This is a genomic window from Sphingobium sp. HWE2-09 (genome assembly GCF_035989265.1).
Classification (GTDB): Bacteria; Pseudomonadota; Alphaproteobacteria; order Sphingomonadales; family Sphingomonadaceae; genus Sphingobium.
The window spans coordinates 1014449-1030249 of sequence record NZ_JAYKZX010000001.1 but is presented as its reverse complement, the minus strand read 5'-3'; the positions used below and the strand labels follow the sequence as shown (position 1 = coordinate 1030249).

The 15801-nt window shown below is 63.8% G+C and carries 18 protein-coding genes; 13 read left to right on the top strand and 5 right to left on the bottom strand.

The genetic code is table 11. The features are described from left to right. Position 1: 1 nt before the first annotated feature. The 11 genes from U5A89_RS04740 to U5A89_RS04690 are packed head-to-tail and all read left to right on the top strand — an operon-like array spanning position 2 to position 9394. A complete protein-coding gene (locus U5A89_RS04740) occupies positions 2–1033 on the top strand; it encodes an acyl-CoA dehydrogenase family protein (protein ID WP_338160010.1) in 1032 nt (343 codons plus the stop codon). Further along, a complete protein-coding gene (locus U5A89_RS04735) occupies positions 1026–2180 on the top strand; it encodes an acetyl-CoA C-acetyltransferase (RefSeq protein ID WP_338160009.1) in 1155 nt (384 codons plus the stop codon). Before U5A89_RS04740 ends, U5A89_RS04735 begins: the two co-directional genes overlap by 8 nt. A 16-nt stretch (positions 2181–2196) precedes the next feature. After that, a complete protein-coding gene (locus U5A89_RS04730; RefSeq protein ID WP_338160008.1) occupies positions 2197–2841 on the top strand; it encodes a gamma carbonic anhydrase family protein in 645 nt (214 codons plus the stop codon). Next, positions 2838–3284: a nuclear transport factor 2 family protein gene (locus U5A89_RS04725; protein ID WP_338160007.1), complete on the top strand. Its 447-nt coding sequence runs from the start codon at positions 2838–2840 to the stop codon at positions 3282–3284. The genes U5A89_RS04730 and U5A89_RS04725 overlap by 4 nt, the downstream gene beginning before the upstream one ends. Before the next feature lie 13 nt (positions 3285–3297). Then, the gene (locus U5A89_RS04720; RefSeq protein WP_338160006.1) at positions 3298–4203 is read left to right on the top strand and encodes an SDR family oxidoreductase; all 906 of its coding nucleotides are present in this window, start codon (positions 3298–3300) and stop codon (positions 4201–4203) included. Then, positions 4203–5354 (top strand): acyl-CoA dehydrogenase family protein, encoded by a 1152-nt coding sequence (locus U5A89_RS04715; protein WP_338160005.1) that lies wholly within the window; start codon positions 4203–4205, stop codon positions 5352–5354. The genes U5A89_RS04720 and U5A89_RS04715 overlap by 1 nt, the downstream gene beginning before the upstream one ends. Then, on the top strand, positions 5351–6145 hold the full coding sequence (locus U5A89_RS04710; RefSeq protein WP_338160004.1) for an SDR family oxidoreductase: 795 nt from the start codon (positions 5351–5353) through the stop codon (positions 6143–6145). The genes U5A89_RS04715 and U5A89_RS04710 overlap by 4 nt, the downstream gene beginning before the upstream one ends. Before the next feature lies 1 nt (position 6146). Then, positions 6147–6608 carry a MaoC family dehydratase gene (locus U5A89_RS04705; protein WP_338160003.1) on the top strand — a complete coding sequence of 154 codons (462 nt, stop codon included), beginning with the start codon at positions 6147–6149 and terminating at the stop codon, positions 6606–6608. Between the two features lie 4 nt (positions 6609–6612). After that, positions 6613–6987, top strand: a complete 375-nt coding sequence (locus U5A89_RS04700; protein WP_338160002.1) for a nuclear transport factor 2 family protein — start codon at positions 6613–6615, stop codon at positions 6985–6987. Between the two features lie 28 nt (positions 6988–7015). Continuing rightward, on the top strand, positions 7016–8218 hold the full coding sequence (locus U5A89_RS04695; protein ID WP_338160001.1) for an acetyl-CoA C-acyltransferase: 1203 nt from the start codon (positions 7016–7018) through the stop codon (positions 8216–8218). 3 nt (positions 8219–8221) lie between these two features. Further along, positions 8222–9394, top strand: a complete 1173-nt coding sequence (locus U5A89_RS04690; protein WP_338160000.1) for an acyl-CoA dehydrogenase family protein — start codon at positions 8222–8224, stop codon at positions 9392–9394. Between the two features lie 45 nt (positions 9395–9439). Here U5A89_RS04690 and U5A89_RS04685 read toward each other — a convergent pair whose 3' ends face one another. Continuing rightward, on the bottom strand, positions 9440–10681 hold the full coding sequence (locus tag U5A89_RS04685) for a CaiB/BaiF CoA transferase family protein (RefSeq protein ID WP_338159999.1): 1242 nt from the start codon (positions 10679–10681) through the stop codon (positions 9440–9442). Between the two features lie 315 nt (positions 10682–10996). On the opposite strand from U5A89_RS04685, the gene U5A89_RS04680 reads away from it, so the two are divergent. Beyond that, positions 10997–11944: an alpha/beta hydrolase gene (locus U5A89_RS04680; RefSeq protein WP_338159998.1), complete on the top strand. Its 948-nt coding sequence runs from the start codon at positions 10997–10999 to the stop codon at positions 11942–11944. Between the two features lie 72 nt (positions 11945–12016). On the opposite strand, the gene U5A89_RS04675 is transcribed toward U5A89_RS04680, so the two are convergent. Both U5A89_RS04675 and U5A89_RS04670 read right to left on the bottom strand, forming a co-directional pair. After that, positions 12017–12490: a nuclear transport factor 2 family protein gene (locus U5A89_RS04675; RefSeq protein WP_338159997.1), complete on the bottom strand. Its 474-nt coding sequence runs from the start codon at positions 12488–12490 to the stop codon at positions 12017–12019. Next, positions 12487–13578, bottom strand: coding sequence for a DUF1214 domain-containing protein (locus U5A89_RS04670; RefSeq protein WP_338159996.1), 1092 nt, complete (start codon positions 13576–13578; stop codon positions 12487–12489). Before U5A89_RS04670 ends, U5A89_RS04675 begins: the two co-directional genes overlap by 4 nt. Positions 13579–13686: 108 nt before the next feature. Between U5A89_RS04670 and U5A89_RS04665 the strand changes: the two genes are divergently transcribed. Beyond that, positions 13687–14082, top strand: a complete 396-nt coding sequence (locus tag U5A89_RS04665) for a VOC family protein (RefSeq protein WP_338159995.1) — start codon at positions 13687–13689, stop codon at positions 14080–14082. 57 nt (positions 14083–14139) lie between these two features. Here U5A89_RS04665 and U5A89_RS04660 read toward each other — a convergent pair whose 3' ends face one another. Next, the gene (locus U5A89_RS04660; RefSeq protein WP_338159994.1) at positions 14140–15213 is read right to left on the bottom strand and encodes an alcohol dehydrogenase catalytic domain-containing protein; all 1074 of its coding nucleotides are present in this window, start codon (positions 15211–15213) and stop codon (positions 14140–14142) included. Next, positions 15210–15725, bottom strand: a complete 516-nt coding sequence (locus U5A89_RS04655) for a nuclear transport factor 2 family protein (protein ID WP_338159993.1) — start codon at positions 15723–15725, stop codon at positions 15210–15212. The genes U5A89_RS04660 and U5A89_RS04655 overlap by 4 nt, the downstream gene beginning before the upstream one ends. Positions 15726–15801: the final 76 nt, after the last annotated feature.

Genomic DNA, 15801 nt, shown 5'->3' with positions numbered 1-15801 from the left:
GATGGACTTCACCCTGAACGACGAGCAACTGATGTTTGCGGAAACGGCGCGGACGCTGTTCGCCGATAGCTGCACGCCCGACCATTGGCGCAAGATGATGGAAGCGGGCGTCGCGCGCGACGATGCGCGCTGGGCCGGAATCGTCGAAACCGGGCTGACGCTGGTGCTGCTGCCCGAAGCGGCGGGCGGCATCGGCCTTGCCGAAACCGACTTCGCCCTTATCGCGCAGGAAGCGGGCTATGTCGCCCTGCCCGAACCGCTGGTCGAAAGCGCGGGCGTGGCCGCGCCGCTGCTGGCGGCGCTGGCGCCCGACCATGCGATCCTGACCGATCCGACCGCGACCATCGCGATCGCCCATCCGGCCAATCCCTTCGTCGCCAATGCCGATAGCGCGGCGGCGATCCTGCTGGAAAAGGATGGCGAAACCTTCCTCGCCACGCCCGATCAGGTGACATTGACCGCGCAGCCCAGCATCGATCCGTTCCGCCGCCTGTTTTCGGTGGCGTGGGACGCGGCCGATGCTACCGCCCTCGGCAAGGGCGACTGGGATCTGGCGCTGGATCGCGCCGCGCTGTTTTCCGCCGCGCAGGCGCTGGGTCTGGCCCAGCGCGCGGTCGATCTGGCGGTCGATTATGCGAAGGAGCGCCAGCAGTTCGGCAAGCCGATCGGCAGCTATCAGGCGGTCAAGCATCATCTCGCCTCCGCGCAGACCGCCATCGAATTCGCCAAGCCGGTCGTGGCGGCTGCAGCGGCGGAAATCGGCGCGCAGGATGTGCAGAGCCGCGCACGCGTCAGCCATGCCAAGATCGTCGCGCTGGAAGCCGCAGACAAGGCCGCCCGCGCCTCCATCCAGGTGCATGGCGCGATGGGCTATAGCTGGGAGGTGGACGTCCACCTCTTCCTCAAGCGCACGGTCGCGCTGACGCAGACATGGGGCACGCCCGCCTTCCATCGCGCGCGCATCGCCGCGCGCATGTTCGACCAGCCCATGGGGCCGGACCAGACCTTTGCACGAGAGACAAAAAATGGCTGAAGCCTATATCATCGACGCCGTCCGTGCCCCGATCGGCCGCAAGAAGGGCAGCCTGGCCCATGTCCACCCCGCCGACCTGGCGGCGTTTCCCATCGCCGAACTGATCCGCCGTACCGGGGTGGACGCCAATCTGGTGGACGATGTGGTGTGGGGTTGCAACGACACCATCGGCGGACAGGCAGGCGATATCGCCCGCACCGCCTGGCTGGTCGCTGGCCTGCCGGAGCATGTTCCGGGCGTGACGATCGATCGTCAATGCGGCTCCTCGCAACAGTCGGTGCATTTTGCAGCGCAGGGTGTGATGAGTGGTACGCAGGATATCGTCGTCGCGGGCGGGAGCCAGGCGATGAACCAGATTCCCATTTCGTCCGCGATGCATGTCGGTCCGCAATTCGGCTTCGACAAAGGGCCGTTCCGCGGCTCCAAAGGCTGGGACGCACGCTATGGCGACGAGGAGATCGACCAGATTCGATCGGCGGAGATGATCGCCGACAAATGGAACATCAGCCGCGAGGCGATGGAGCAATTCTCGCTGGCGAGCCATCTGCGCGCGCAGGCGGCTTGGGACAATGGCTGGTTCGACAATGAGGTCGCGCCATTCGAGGGGCTGGCGAAGGACGAAACGATCCGTCCGACCAGCACGCTGGAAGGGATGGCCAGCCTCAAGCCGGTGCGCGAAGGCGGCAAGGTGACGGCGGGCGTGGCCAGCCAGAATTGCGACGGGGCCGCCGCCCTGCTGATCGCAGGCGAACGTGCCGTGAAGGACTATGGCCTCAAGCCCCGCGCGCGCATCCATCATATTTCGGTGCGGGCGGCCAATCCCGTCTGGATGCTGACCGGACCTATCCCGGCGACCCAGCACGCGCTGGCCAAGACGGGCCTGACGGTGGACGACATCGACCTGTTCGAATGTAACGAGGCCTTTGCGTCCATTCCTCTGGCGTGGATGCAGGAACTGGGCGTACCGCATGAAAAGGTGAACGTGCAGGGCGGCGGCATTGCGCTCGGCCATCCGATCGGCGCCACCGGCGCGCGGATCATGACGACGCTGCTGAATGCACTGGAGCGCACCGGCGGCCGCTATGGCCTGCAGACGATGTGCGAGGGCGGCGGGCAGGCCAACGTCACCATCATCGAGCGGCTGTAATCGGAAGGCCCGCCCCATGCCCTGCTACGCCTATCAGGGGATCGTCCCCGTGGTTGACCCGACCAGCTACGTCCATCCGCTGGCGTCGCTGATCGGCGACGTGATCGTGGGGCCGGGCTGCTTCATCGCGCCGGGTGCGTCGCTGCGCGGCGATTTCGGGCGGATCGTAGTGGAAGGCGACAGCAGCATCCAGGACAGCGTGACGGTTCACGCCAACCAGTTGCGCGACACGATCATCCGCCGGGGCGCGACGATCGCGCACGGGTCGATCATCCATGGCTGCGAGATTGGCGAGAACAGCCTGATCGGCATGAATGCGGTCATCCTGGACAATGCGATCATCGGGCCGGAAAATCTGGTCGCGGCGCTCAGCCTGGTGAAGTCCGATACGCAGACTCCGCCGCGCAGCCTGGTGGTCGGCAATCCGGCCAAGGTGGTCAAGACGTTCGAACCGCATCAGGTGACGTGGAAGAATGACGGCCAGGGCGAGTATCAGAAACTGGCGCGCGCCGCGTTGACCGATCTGATCGAGGCCGAGCCGCTTGCTGCGGCAGGCGACGAACGCCAAGCGCAGCGCGTCGCGTCCGACGCGATCGCCGTCCGCCTCACCGGCGAAACGGCCCAGGCGCGCCAGCGCAAGGCGGCGGAGTCGCAGGCATGAACAGTGCGACGCTCATTACGAACCTGCTGTATCGCTATGCCGAACTGATGGACGCAGGCGATCTGGAAGCGGTCGCCGCTTTGTTCGAACGCGCGCGCATCCGGACCGGCGACGGCGATGTGGTGGAGGGATCGGCGCCGATGCTGGCGCTGTGGCGCGCGCATGTGCACCTCTATCCCTGCGGCACGCCGCGCACCAAGCATGTCATCACCAATCCGATCGTGGAGGTGGATGAAGCAGCCGACACGGCCACCTGCCGGTCCTATTACACCGTTTTCCAGGCCACGCCGACGCTGCCTTTACAGGCGATCTGCGTAGGCCGTTACCATGACGCGTTCGTCCGGATGGACGGGCAATGGCATTTTTCCGAGCGCGATTATGCGCTGCTCGATCTGGTCGGGGACGTCAGTCAGCATCTGCTGATCCCCGTCCCGGCGCAATGAAGGAGTAGAAGACGTGGGTATCTGCGAAGGACGTGTTGCGATCGTAACCGGGGCCGGCAATGGCCTGGGCAAGGCCTATGCGCTGGGCCTGGCGGCGGAAGGCGCGAAGGTCGTCGTCAACGATCTGGGCGTGGGCACCCATGGCGAGGCGGGCGAAACCAAAGGCGCGGCCGAGCAGGTGGTCGATGAAATCCGCGCCATGGGCGGTGAAGCCATCGCCAATACCGATGACGTCGCCGACTGGGATGCGGGCAAGCGCATGGTCGAGGCGGCACTCGACACGTTCGGCGCGCTGCACGCCGTCGTCAACAATGCAGGTTTCGTGCGCGATCGGATGTTCTTCACCTGCTCGCCCGAGGAATGGGACGCCGTGTTGCGCGTCCATCTGCGCGGCCATTTCTGCACGAGCCGCCATGCCGCGGAATATTGGCGCGCGCAGAGCAAGGCTGGTCATCCGGTCGATGCGCGCATCATCAACACGACGAGCGGCGCGGGCCTGCAAGGGTCGGTTGGTCAGTCGGCCTACTCCACCGCCAAGGCGGGGATCGCCGGGCTGACGCTGGTCCAGGCGGCGGAACTCGGGCGGTTGGGCATCACCGCCAATGCACTGGCGCCCAATGCCCGCACGCGGATGACCAATACCGGTGCCTTCGACATGGAAGCCAAGGAAGGCGAGTTCGACCTGTTCGCGCCCGAGAATATGGCGCCGCTGGTCGCCTATCTGGTGTCCGAACAGTCGAAGGGCGTCACCGGCCAGGTGTTCGAACTGAAGGGCGGTCAGGTCTTCCTCTCGCAGGGCTGGACCGACAGTCCCGCCTACGACAAGGGCGCGCGGATCGAGGCGAGCGAGATGGACGGGATCGTGCGCGGCTTGATCCAGACCCGCGAACCCGCCAAGCCGGTTTACGGAGCGGCCTGATGGACTTTGCGCTCAGCGACGACCAGCGCGCCATCCAGGACGCCGCACGCGATTTCCTGACCGACGCGGCCAATCCCGACGTGATCCGCGCTGCAGTGGAAGGGCCGGACGGCTTTGACGACGGCCTGTGGCAGGCGCTGGCGGGCGAGATGGGTTTTGCCGGACTGATGGTGCCGGAGGAATTTGGCGGGCTGGGGCTGGGCGCGGTCGAAATGGCGCTTGTGCTGGAGGAAACGGGCCGCGTCCTTGCGCCCGTGCCCTATTTCGAGACGGCGGTGCTGGCGGTGCAGGTGGTGCTGGCGGCGGGAGACGAGGGGCAGCGTACGACACTCCTTCCGCTTCTGGCATCGGGCACGCGGGCCTGTTTTGCCGGAACGGCCGCCCGCCCGACCCTGTCGGAAGGGCGGCTGACGGGCACGGCCGATTTCGTGCCGTTCGGTCATGTCGCGGACCTGATCCTGGTCGCCACCGCCGACGACAGTCTGGTCGTGCTGGAAGCGGGGACGCCGGGCCTGACTATCGAGATGCTGCCTAGCCTCGACCGCACGCGGCGTTTCGCCACGTTGCGGTTCGATTGCGATGTGACGCCCGCCATGCTGCTGGGCGAGCCGGGCAGTGCGAAGGCGGCGATCGCCCGGACGCTGACCATCGGCGCGGGGCTGCTGGCCGCCGAGCAGACGGGCGGGATGCAATATAGCTTGGATGCCACGGTCGATTACGCCAAGCAGCGGGTGCAGTTCGGCCGTCTGATCGGATCGTTCCAGGCTTATAAGCATATGCTGGCCGATATGATGCTGCTGATCGAGGCGTCGCGCTCCGCTGCTTATTATGCCGCCGCCGCGATTGACGAGGATGGCGTGGAAATGGCGGAGGCCTGCCATATCGCCCGCAGCTATGCGTCCGACGCCTATCGGTCTGTCACGGGCGACGCGATCCAGCTGCATGGCGGCATCGGCTTTACCTGGGAACATCACGCCCATCTCTATTTCAAGCGCGCGCGCGCGACGAGCAGCTGGCTGGGCACGCCCGACCAGCATCGTGAGGCGCTGGCTAGCCTGCTGCTGGACGCCGAGCAGGCGGGCGAGGCCGACGCGACGGACGATCAGCATGGGGCCGCAAGCGCCCTGGCAACAGCGAAGGATTTTGCATGATTACCCCCACCTCCCCCGTGCCGCCCTATCCCGAGCCGCGCGGGCTGCTCAAGGGCAAGACGGTCGTCATCACTGCGGCGGCGGGCACCGGCATCGGCTTTTCCGCTGCCAAGCGCGCGGCCGAGGAAGGCGCAAAGGTCTTCATCAGCGATTTCCACGAACGCCGCCTGAACGAAGCGGCGGATCGGATTGCGGACGAAGTGGGTGGCGAGCGCCCTGGCCTGTTCGTATGCGACGTGACCAACGAGGACGCCGTGCAAGGCTTGCGCGATGCGGCGATCGCGGCGCTGGGCAAAGTGGACGTGCTGATCAATAACGCGGGTCTTGGCGGAGAGGCCGACATTGTCGATATGACCGACGACCAGTGGAACCGCGTGTTCGACGTCACGCTGACGTCGCTGTTCCGCATGACCCGCGCCTTCCTGCCGCCCATGTATGCGGCGAAGTCCGGTGTCATGGTCAACAATGCGTCAGTGTTGGGCTGGCGCGCGCAGAAGGGCCAAGCCCATTATGCCGCGGCCAAGGCGGGCGTCATGGCCTTCACCCGCTGCGCCGCGATCGAGGCGGCGGAGCATGGCGTGCGCATCAATGCCGTCTCGCCCAGCCTCGCCATGCACCCCTTCCTCGCCAAGGTGACGACGCAGGACGCGCTCGACAAGCTGGTCGAGAAGGAAGCGTTCAAGCGCCCGGCCGAAGTGTGGGAAATCGCCAATGTCATGATGTTCCTGGCGAGCGACCTGTCCTCCTACATGACCGGCGAGATCGTGGCCGTGTCGAGCCAGAGAGCTTGACATGCCGTTGATCTTCGAAAGCCCGCGCGACCTGATCGGCAAGGACGGCACGGCGCTGCACGCCAGCGAATGGCTGACGATCGAACAGGACCGGATCGACGCCTTTGCCGACTGCACGGGCGATCATCAGTGGATCCATGTCGATCCCGTCAAGGCCCAGGACGGCCCGTTCGGCGCGACCATCGCGCACGGTTATCTGACGCTCAGCCTCACCAACCTGTTCATGCCGCAGATGATCGAGGTGCGCGGGTTCACGAACGGCCTCAATGTCGGCATGGACCGTACGCGGTTCCTGATGCCGGTGAAGGTCGGGTCGCGCATTCGCGGCACCGGCGTTATCCAGTCGGTCGAAGAGGCCAAGGGCGACACCATCCAGTGCGTCATCCGCATCACCGTGGAGATCGAGGGCGCGTACAAGCCTGCGCTCGTGGTCGACGCCATCACCCGCTATTTTCCGGAGTAACCCAATGCCGAACCCGCAAAAGATGGAAGCCGCCGTCCATGCCTATGTCGCCGCATTCGATGCTGGCAGTGCCGATGCCGTTGCCGCGCTTTATGCGCAGGACGCCACGGTCGAAGACCCGATCGGCGCGCCAATTCATCATGGTCGTGAGGCGATCCGCGCCTTTTATGCCGAATTGATGCAGACAGGCGCGAAGCTGACGTTGGAAGGGCCGGTGCGCATCGCCGGTGACTATGCGGTGTTCCCCTTTGCAGTTCACCTCAACTATGACGGCGGCGCCAAGCGCATCGACGTGATCGACACATTCCGCTTCAACGAAGCCGACGAAGTCGTCGAAATGCGCGCCTTTTGGGGCCCCACAAACATGACGGGTTTCTGATCCGCTTTTTTCGAACAAGGAATTACCCATGCGTGAAGCAGCCATCGTCTCCACCGCCCGCACCGGCGTCGGCAAAGCCTATCGGGGCGCGTTCAACGACACCGAAGCGCCGGTCCTGTCGAGTCATGTCGTCAATGCGGCGATCGAGCGCGCGGGCATCGATCCGGCGCGGGTGGACGATGTCTATCTGGGCGTCGGCAATCACTGGAATACGCAAAGCTATAATCTGGGGCGGCTGACGGTCCATGGCTCGGTCCTGCCCGACACCACCGCCGGTTTCACGCTCGACCGCAAATGCTCCTCGGGCCTCAACGCGATCGCGCTCGCGGCACGCGGCATCATCGCCGACGAGATCGACGTCGCGGTGGCTGGCGGCATGGAAAGCATCTCGCTGACCATCAACAAGCATGCGCCCGCCTTCCGTAACCGGTCGGAGTTCATCAAGGCAGCAGACCCCCATGCCTATATGGTGATGATCGAAACCGCTGAGATCGTCGCTGACCGCTACAATGTCAGCCGCGAAGACCAGGACCGTTTCTCCGCCCTCAGCCAACAGCGCGCCGCCGCCGCACAGGCCGCCGGCAAGTTCTCCGACGAGATCGTGCCGATCACCGTCACCAAGGCCTTGTTCGAAAAGGACGGGACGGAAAGCGGCAAGGAAGAGGTGACGCTCGACCGCGACGAAGGCGTGCGCGGCGACACGACGTTCGAAAAGCTGTCGGCGTTGAAGCCCGTGTTCAAGGACGGGTTGGTCATCAAGGAAGGCAGGCATATCACCGCCGGTAATGCCAGTCAGCTGTCGGACGGCGCATCGGCGCAAGTCGTCATGGACCTGGCCACCGCGCAGAAGGAAGGGCTGCCGATCCTGGGGCTGTATCGCGGCTTCCAGGTCGCGGGCTGCAAGGCCGAGGAAATGGGCATCGGTCCGGTCTTCGCCATTCCTAAGCTGCTCAAGCGCGCCGGCCTGACGATCGACGATATCGGCCTGTTCGAAATCAACGAAGCCTTCGCCAGCCAGGCCATCTACTGCCAGCGCGAACTGGGCATCGATCCGGAAAAGCTGAACGTCAATGGCGGCGGCATCGCCATCGGCCATCCGTTCGGCATGACCGGATCGCGGCTAGTCGGCCACGCCCTGATCGAGGGCAAGCGCCGGGGCGTCAAATATGTCGTCGTATCGATGTGCGTCGCGGGCGGCATGGGCGCCGCCGGTCTGTTCGAGGTCGCCTGATCCATGCAACTGGCCTTTGCCCCCGAATTGAAAGCGTTTCGCGCAGAAGCGGCGGACTGGCTGAACAGCCAGCTCGCAGGTCCCTTCAAGGCGATACGCGGCCAGACCAACCAGGTCGACAATGTCGAGGAACGCCGCGCGTGGGAAGCCGCGCTCGGCGAGGCGCGATGGAGCGTAGTGGGCTGGCCCGAGCAATGGGGCGGGCGCAATGCCTCCATCGCGCAGCAGATCATCTTTGCGGAGGAATATGCCCGCGCCAAGGGGCCGCCACGCGCAGGCCATCTGGGCGTCGAGCTGATGGGACCGACGCTGATCGCCATGGGCAGCGAGGATCAGAAGGCGCGTTTCCTGCCCGATATCGCCAGCGGCAAGGCGATCTGGTGCCAGGGCTATTCCGAACCGGGCGCGGGATCGGACCTGGCCAACGTCAAGACCAAGGCCCGGCGCGAGGGCGACAGCTACATCATCGATGGGCAGAAGATCTGGACGTCGATGGGGACGATCGCCGACTGGTGCTTCGTCGTTTGCCGCACGGAAGCGGGGAGCGTGGGCAATAAGGGCTTGTCCTTCCTGATGGTGCCGATGGACCAGCCGGGCGTCGACCCCCGCCCGATCCGCCAGATGACCGGCGAGGCGGAATTTGCCGAAGTGTTTTTCGACGGGGCCAAGGCGCTGGCGATCGACCGCGTGGGCGCGGAAGGCGAAGGCTGGAAGGTCGCTATGGCGCTCCTTGGTTTCGAGCGGGGCGTATCGACCCTGGCGCAACAGATGCATTTCAAGAATGAGCTGGACGAGATCATCGCCGCGGCGAAGGCCAACGGCAAGGCGAACGACCCGATCATCCGCCAGAAGATCGCCCAGGCCCATGCGGGTCTGAAGATCATGCGCTATAACGGCCTGCGCATGCTGTCCGATGGCGAGGACGGCGCAGACCTGTCAGGTGCGGCCTATAGCTACAAGCTATACTGGTCGCGCTGGCATGTCGGGCTGGGTGAACTGGCGATGGACGTGTTGGGCCAGGTCGGCGAGATCGGATCGAGCGACGAACGGTTCGAAGGACTGCCCAACATGTATCTGATGAGCCGGTCCGACACCATTTATGCAGGGACCGACCAGATCCAGCGCAACATCATCTCCGAACGCGGACTTGGCCTGCCCAGGGAACCGCGCGGATGAGGTGAGGCTCCGGCGGCCGCAAAAGCCGCCGGAGCCTTTACCCGATCAGAGGATCTTCATCTCCTGCAACTGGGCGATGCGCGCATCGTCATAACCCAGTTCGGCCAATATTTCGGCGGTGTGTTCGCCCAGCAGCGGCGGCGCGCGGCGGATGGTTGCGGGCGATTGCGACATATTGGCCATCGGACTGGCGATCAGATCGACCGAACCGGTCGCCGACCATGGGTGCGGCGTCGTCACGCGCAGACCCCGATGCTGGACCTGCGGATCTTCCCAGACCTCCGGCAGCTCATTGTAGCGGGCGGCGGGAATGCTCACCGCATCGAATTTCGCCTGAAGCTCCTCGGATGTGAAACCCCGGCTCCATGCGTTGACGATGTCAATCAACTCCAGCCGGTTCAGTTTGCCCCGCTTGTAATTCTCGTCGAAGCGCGGGTCGCGATACAATTCGGGCTGACCCATCAGCACCGTGAGCCGCCGCCAATGTTCGTCGCCACCGGCGGTGAGGTACAGCATGCCATCGCTGGTATGAATGAGATCCGCCGGACCGCCGCCATTGCCGCCATTGCCCAGGCGCGGCGACGTGACGCCGCTCAGCAGATAATCCTGCATGATATGGCTGACCATCGCCACCGAACTGTCCAGCAGGGCGATATCGATATGCTGTCCTTCACCCGTTTGGTTGCGATGCTGGAGCGCGGCGAGGACGGAGATGGCGACATTATGGCCGGTGACGAAATCGACCAGGCTCGGCCCTGCCTTCAACGGCCCTGCTCCGGGCTGACCGTCCGGAATGCCGGTGACCGCCATCATGCCGCCGGTTGCCTGGAACAGACCGTCATAGCCAGGACGCGCCGCCATCGGGCCGGTCTGGCCAAAGCCTGTTACTGAACAATAGATCAGGCCGGGATTGATCGCCTTGAGGCTGTCATAATCCAGCCCGAAGCGCTTCAGGTCGCCGACCTTGTAATTTTCGATCAGCACGTCGGCGCCCGCGACCAGCTTGCGCAGGATGTCCTGCCCTTCCGGCTTGCTGTGGTTGAGGGTGATCGATCGCTTGTTGCGGTTGGCCGCCGCGAAAAAGCCCGCTTGGCGCAGGTCCATGCCATCCTTGCCCTTCACCTCGGCAAGGCCATAGACCCGGCCGTCGTCTCCTGCGCCCGGACGCTCCACCTTGATTACGTCAGCGCCCAGATCGCCCAATATCTGTGCGCCGACGGGGCCAGCGAGCACGCGGGTCATATCTATGATACGAATGCCGTCGAGGGCTGCCTTCCTTATGGTCATAATCGCCTGCTTTGTTTACATTGAACTGCGTAGAATTTCGCAGCGGTTTATCCACTTTCGCTTCAACATGCCAGAATATAGCCATCCAAAATGCAGGTTGAATGAGAAATGATTACGCGTTAACGGTTGGCGGAACAAGGCGGATGCACCTCTCCAAGGTGTCCTCGCGCAAGTCTGGCGAGGGAGACATTATCCGCTAGGCACGCGGCAATATGGCGAACTATATAGCGCCGATGCTCGCAGCCCAGTCGCACAACGCAGGCGGCGGCGCGCTGCGGATGGCGCGGTTGTTCTGGAACAAACAGGAGAAATAGGATGCCCCTCGACCCTCAACTGGAAGCCATGTTCGCTGGACAACCCGAATGGCCGCCGGTGCGGTCCATGCCCGTCGCCATGCTGCGCGATGCCGTGCGCTCCAGTTCCACCCAGCTTCCGCCACCCTCTGTCACGCTGGCGTCGATCAGCGATCGCACCATTCCCGGCCCGGCGGGCGAGATTGCGGTGCGGATCTACACGCCCGAAGGGTCTGGCCCCTTCCCCGTCATCGCCTATTTCCATGGCGGCGGCTTCGTCGTCGGTGATCTCGATACGCAGGACATGATCGCGCGTGGCTTGTCGGCGGGTGCGGACAGCATCGTGGTGTCGGTCGATTATCGGCTGGCGCCCGAACATAAATTCCCTGCAGCGTTCGACGATAGCTGGGCCGCGACCCAGTGGGCGGCCGCCCATGCTGCGGAATTGGGCGGCGACCCTGGGTTGATCGGCGTAGCGGGAGACAGCGCCGGCGGCGTCATTGCCAGTGCCTGCGCGCTGCTGGCAAAGGAGGCCGGCGCCCCCAAATTATCCGCCGTGATCAACTGGTATGGCCCCGGCATCCATCCGATCCCGGAGGAAGGGTCAGCGATCGACTATGCCGATGGGCCGGTGCTGCGTATGGATGACGCGCATTTCTTCTGGGAATTGTTCATCAAAAGCGAGAGCGACTATGAGGATGTCCGCGCCAGCCCGATGAAGGCCGCCAGTCATGAAGGCCTGCCCCCGACATTCATCGCCAGCGCCGAGTGCGATCCCATTCGCGACGCAGTGGAAGCCTATGGTCCTGTGCTCGAGAAGGCCGGTGTTACGGTCGAGGTGAAACGCTATCCGGGCATGGTCCATGGCTTCGTGTCCTGGCTGGGCTTCCTGCCCGGTGCGCAGGCGGCGATGGCCGATGCCTGTGCCTTTGCCAAGACGCAATTCGCCACCGCGCGTCAGGACGCCTGACCGATAGTCGGCACGCAAAAGCGGCCCCCTCTTTAGGATGGGGCCGCTTTTTGAACGTTCGTGCCGGACAAGTCAGTTGGTCGGAAAAGCCTGTCCTGCGATCAGGGCGCGCGCATCGGCCGATCCATCGAGCAGCCGATTGACGCGCCGCGCGACACGCCAGCCCTCCTTCGTGCGGATCAGATCCCAACCATTGCTCGATACGCGATGGGCTTGCCAGCTTTCCCCGACCTTTCGGAACACGACCGAATAGCTTTGCGCCGTGGCCCGATCCCCATCCAGCGTGATCACCGGCGGGCTGAGCAGATGCGCCGCGCCGCCGTGGATCAGCGCCTGATGGCTTTCCCCTTCCAATAGCGCCTGAATGGCGGGGCGGCCGCGATAGATGCCGAAGCCGCCGACATCATAGATGCCGTCCTCCGTCCATAGCGCCGCCGCGCCAGCACAGTCCCCCGCATCGGCCAGCGGCCCATAACGGGCGATCAGACCGCGAATGGCTTCGCGGTCCTCCAGCACGGCCAGGCGCGCGGCCAGTATGTCGGTCAAAGTTTCACGACCTTGCAGTGCGGAACCGGATGCTCGCTCGCTTCGATCCAGCGCCACAGGCCCGTGCCGCTGCGATGGCCCGACAGGTCGATCCAGTTGCCATAGCCCGGATCGCGATCGGCACAGACGACCACGACGCTGCCATCCTGCTCATAGGTGGCCTGCGCACCATTGACCCACACTTTGCGGTTCACATGGTCCATCGATTCCATCCACCAATTGTCGATCTGGAAATTCCAGAACCGGCATGGCGGTGGCTTGGCGGTGATGACCAAAGCCTCATCCGGGGCGAGATTATAATAGATATGGCCGTACCAGATTTTGGGGTCGCCGCCCGCGCGCTGATAGAAGGACTGCGGCTTGCCGTCATAGATGCGGTTGGGCTGTTCCATGAACCATTGCGACCAGTCGGCAAAGGTGTTGGCGGTGCCGCGAACCCATGCCGCAGACCCGTTGAGTTGCGCCGCGATGGTGTCCGGTTCCAGGATCGCGGGCACCGAAGGTCCGTCGCTAATCCGCTCGATCCGGACGTCCGCCGCAACTTCGGTCCGCTTGTCGTTGAACGTCTGGCGGATGATGAGCAGCGTCGTATCATCCGCCATGGGCAGCCAGTTGCCCGGCTTTTCCACCTTGCTGACCAGGATTTCGAAGCTGCCGTCGGGGGCGAAGGCCATGTCGGCCAGTTCGATCTCTCCGGTCGAGGCCATGGTGCCGTCTATGGCGTAACGGTTCGCTTTCGACCCGATGGAAAAATAGGGAACGCTGTTGCGCGTGCCGGTGATGCGATAATCGCGGTCGCCCCGGACGACGATCTGCTGGTAGAGATTGTCGGGATTGTCCGCGCCGATCTTGATCGCGTCGTCGGTCAACAGAAAGATGCGCGGAAAATCGGGATCGCTCGAATCGACCAGCATGTTGAGCGCCGTACGGGTCAGCCGCGACAGGTAACGCAGCCCTTCGGCCTGGTCGATCGGCGTTCCCGGAGCACTCGGCCGGTCGAGAATCTCGCCCGCCTGCGCCAGTTGATCGCAGAATTTTCGCCATTCTGCCGACAGGCGCACGCCATCGGCTTTTTGCTCCGCGTCCATTACCATCTCCTGATTTTGCGTATTGAATATGGCATTTTATTTCATATCAATGCACTAATATGCAAATTTTTTCGATGATATGCGTACATTTTGGGATTGGAATAACTCATGCAGGCTTTCTCCTTCACGAAAATCCAGGTCAAGGATATCGGTATCGCCGAGACATTCTACAGCGACGGCCTGGGGCTGGAAGTCGTAGGCCGGGTGAATTTCGGCGAAGGCGAGCAAATGATGGTGGAGGTGATTATGGCGCTGCCAGGCGCGCGTCCCCCTTCCCCAAACCTCATTCTCATCAGCTATCCCCATGCGGCCTGCCCAATGCCGGGCGAAGCGACGACTGGTTTCATGGTCGAGAATTTGGAAGCGTCTCTAGACAAGGCGACAGCGGCGGGCGCGACCGTTGATGTTCCCATCACGGAGATCGCCGAACATCGGTTACGTCTGGCCTATATCTTCGATCCGCAGGGGCATAGGATCGAATTGCTCCAAACGTTCAAAGGCTGAGCCTTCATGTTTTACCGCGATTTCTCATCAGATGTTTCCATCTGACGAGAGATCGCTCTACCGTTCGTGATCGACCAGCGCGCGGGTGACCTCGCCTGCCTTGAGTGCGGCGATCGCCTCCCCGATCCGGTCGATCGGCCAGATGCCGCTGACCTGATCGGCCAGGTTCAACCGTCCGTCGCGCGCCTGGGCGATGAGATCGGGATAGTCGCGATGCGGCAGCGCACCGCCATTCATGGTGGCGATCACCTCACCCCCCGTGACGAAGCTGTCGAGCGGGAGCGATGCCTGCGATCCTGGTCGGGACATGCCGATCAGCACAACGCGGCCGCCCCGCTTGATGCAGCTCAGCGCCGTGTCGATCGCGCCGACCGCACCGCTGCATTCGACCGCTATGTCGATCGGCCCATGCGCCTGCGCCAACTGGGCCGCCGCAGCTCTACTATCCTGTTCCCGATCGGCGTGCAGGAAGCCGGTCGCGCCGAACTGCCGCGCGACGGCCTCCTTGGCCGGGTTGCTGTCCACCGCAACGACGTTAGCGCCGCTTCGGGCTGAACCCTGGATGGCGTTGACGCCGATCCCGCCGACCCCGAACACCACCACATTGTCCCCCGCGCGCACGCGTCCAAGCACGCGGGCGGCACAGACGCCGGTCGATACGGCGCAGCCGATGAGCGCCCCCTGCTCCGGCGGCATGTCTTCGATCGCGAACAACTGCGATGCCTTCACGATGATCTCACCTGCAAAAGATGACACATTGGCGAAGGAGGCGACTGGCTGGCCATCCAGCGTAAAAGGGAAATGGGGCATGAAACCCCAATTGATGTCGCAATTATGCGGCTGCCCGCGGCGACATTCGCGACATTCTCCGCACGGCGTCTGCGTACCGACGGTGACGCGATCGCCCACGGCCCAGCCGTCGACGCCCAGCCCCACCTGCGCGACTTCGCCCGCGGCCTCATGCCCCAGCACGATCGGCAATGTGGGCAGGTGCGGCGTCATCATGGCGATATCGCTATGGCAGATGCCCGATCGCAGCACCCGGACGCGGACTTCGCCAGCGCCGGGTGGTCGCAGCGTCAGCCGGTCGCTGACGATCAGCGCCGCGCCATCCCATAGTGCGGCCTTCATGCGCCCAGTTCCGCCAGAAGGGGAAAGGCAAAGGATGGGTCATCGCGCCCTATCCGGCCATTGGGCGCGTCATTGCTCATGCGTGTCATGCTCTCTTCGTCCACCGGGACGATCGATCCATGATCGTAGACCAGGCTGCGATAGCTGAATTTCCAGACGCCTTCACGCCGTTCATAGCGGTCGAGATAGCGGCCAAGCACGATGAACTGTTGTGCATCCGGCCCGCGCGTGCGGTGCCACGCCTCGACATAATGTTCGCCTTCCGCCCGGTCGCCGTCGATGGCGAACAGGCTGTTGCTGATACTGTGGCGCGTCAAATCCCAATGCGCGGTCGCTTCGGGCAACCAGGCGACGAAGGCGTCCGGTCCCCCTGTAAACATGGCGCCATGATCATCGATCGCATCGTCATGATAGAGCGAGCGGACGAGCGCGAAATCGCGCCGGTCGCATCCGCGGCAATAGCGCATCACCAGATCGTGCAGAGCGACCCGGTCAAGCCAAGGTGGCAACATTTTTCTCTCCCACATGATGCATAACTACGCGATAGTGGATCATTATTTGAGACTAGCGTCATTAGGCGTGATATGA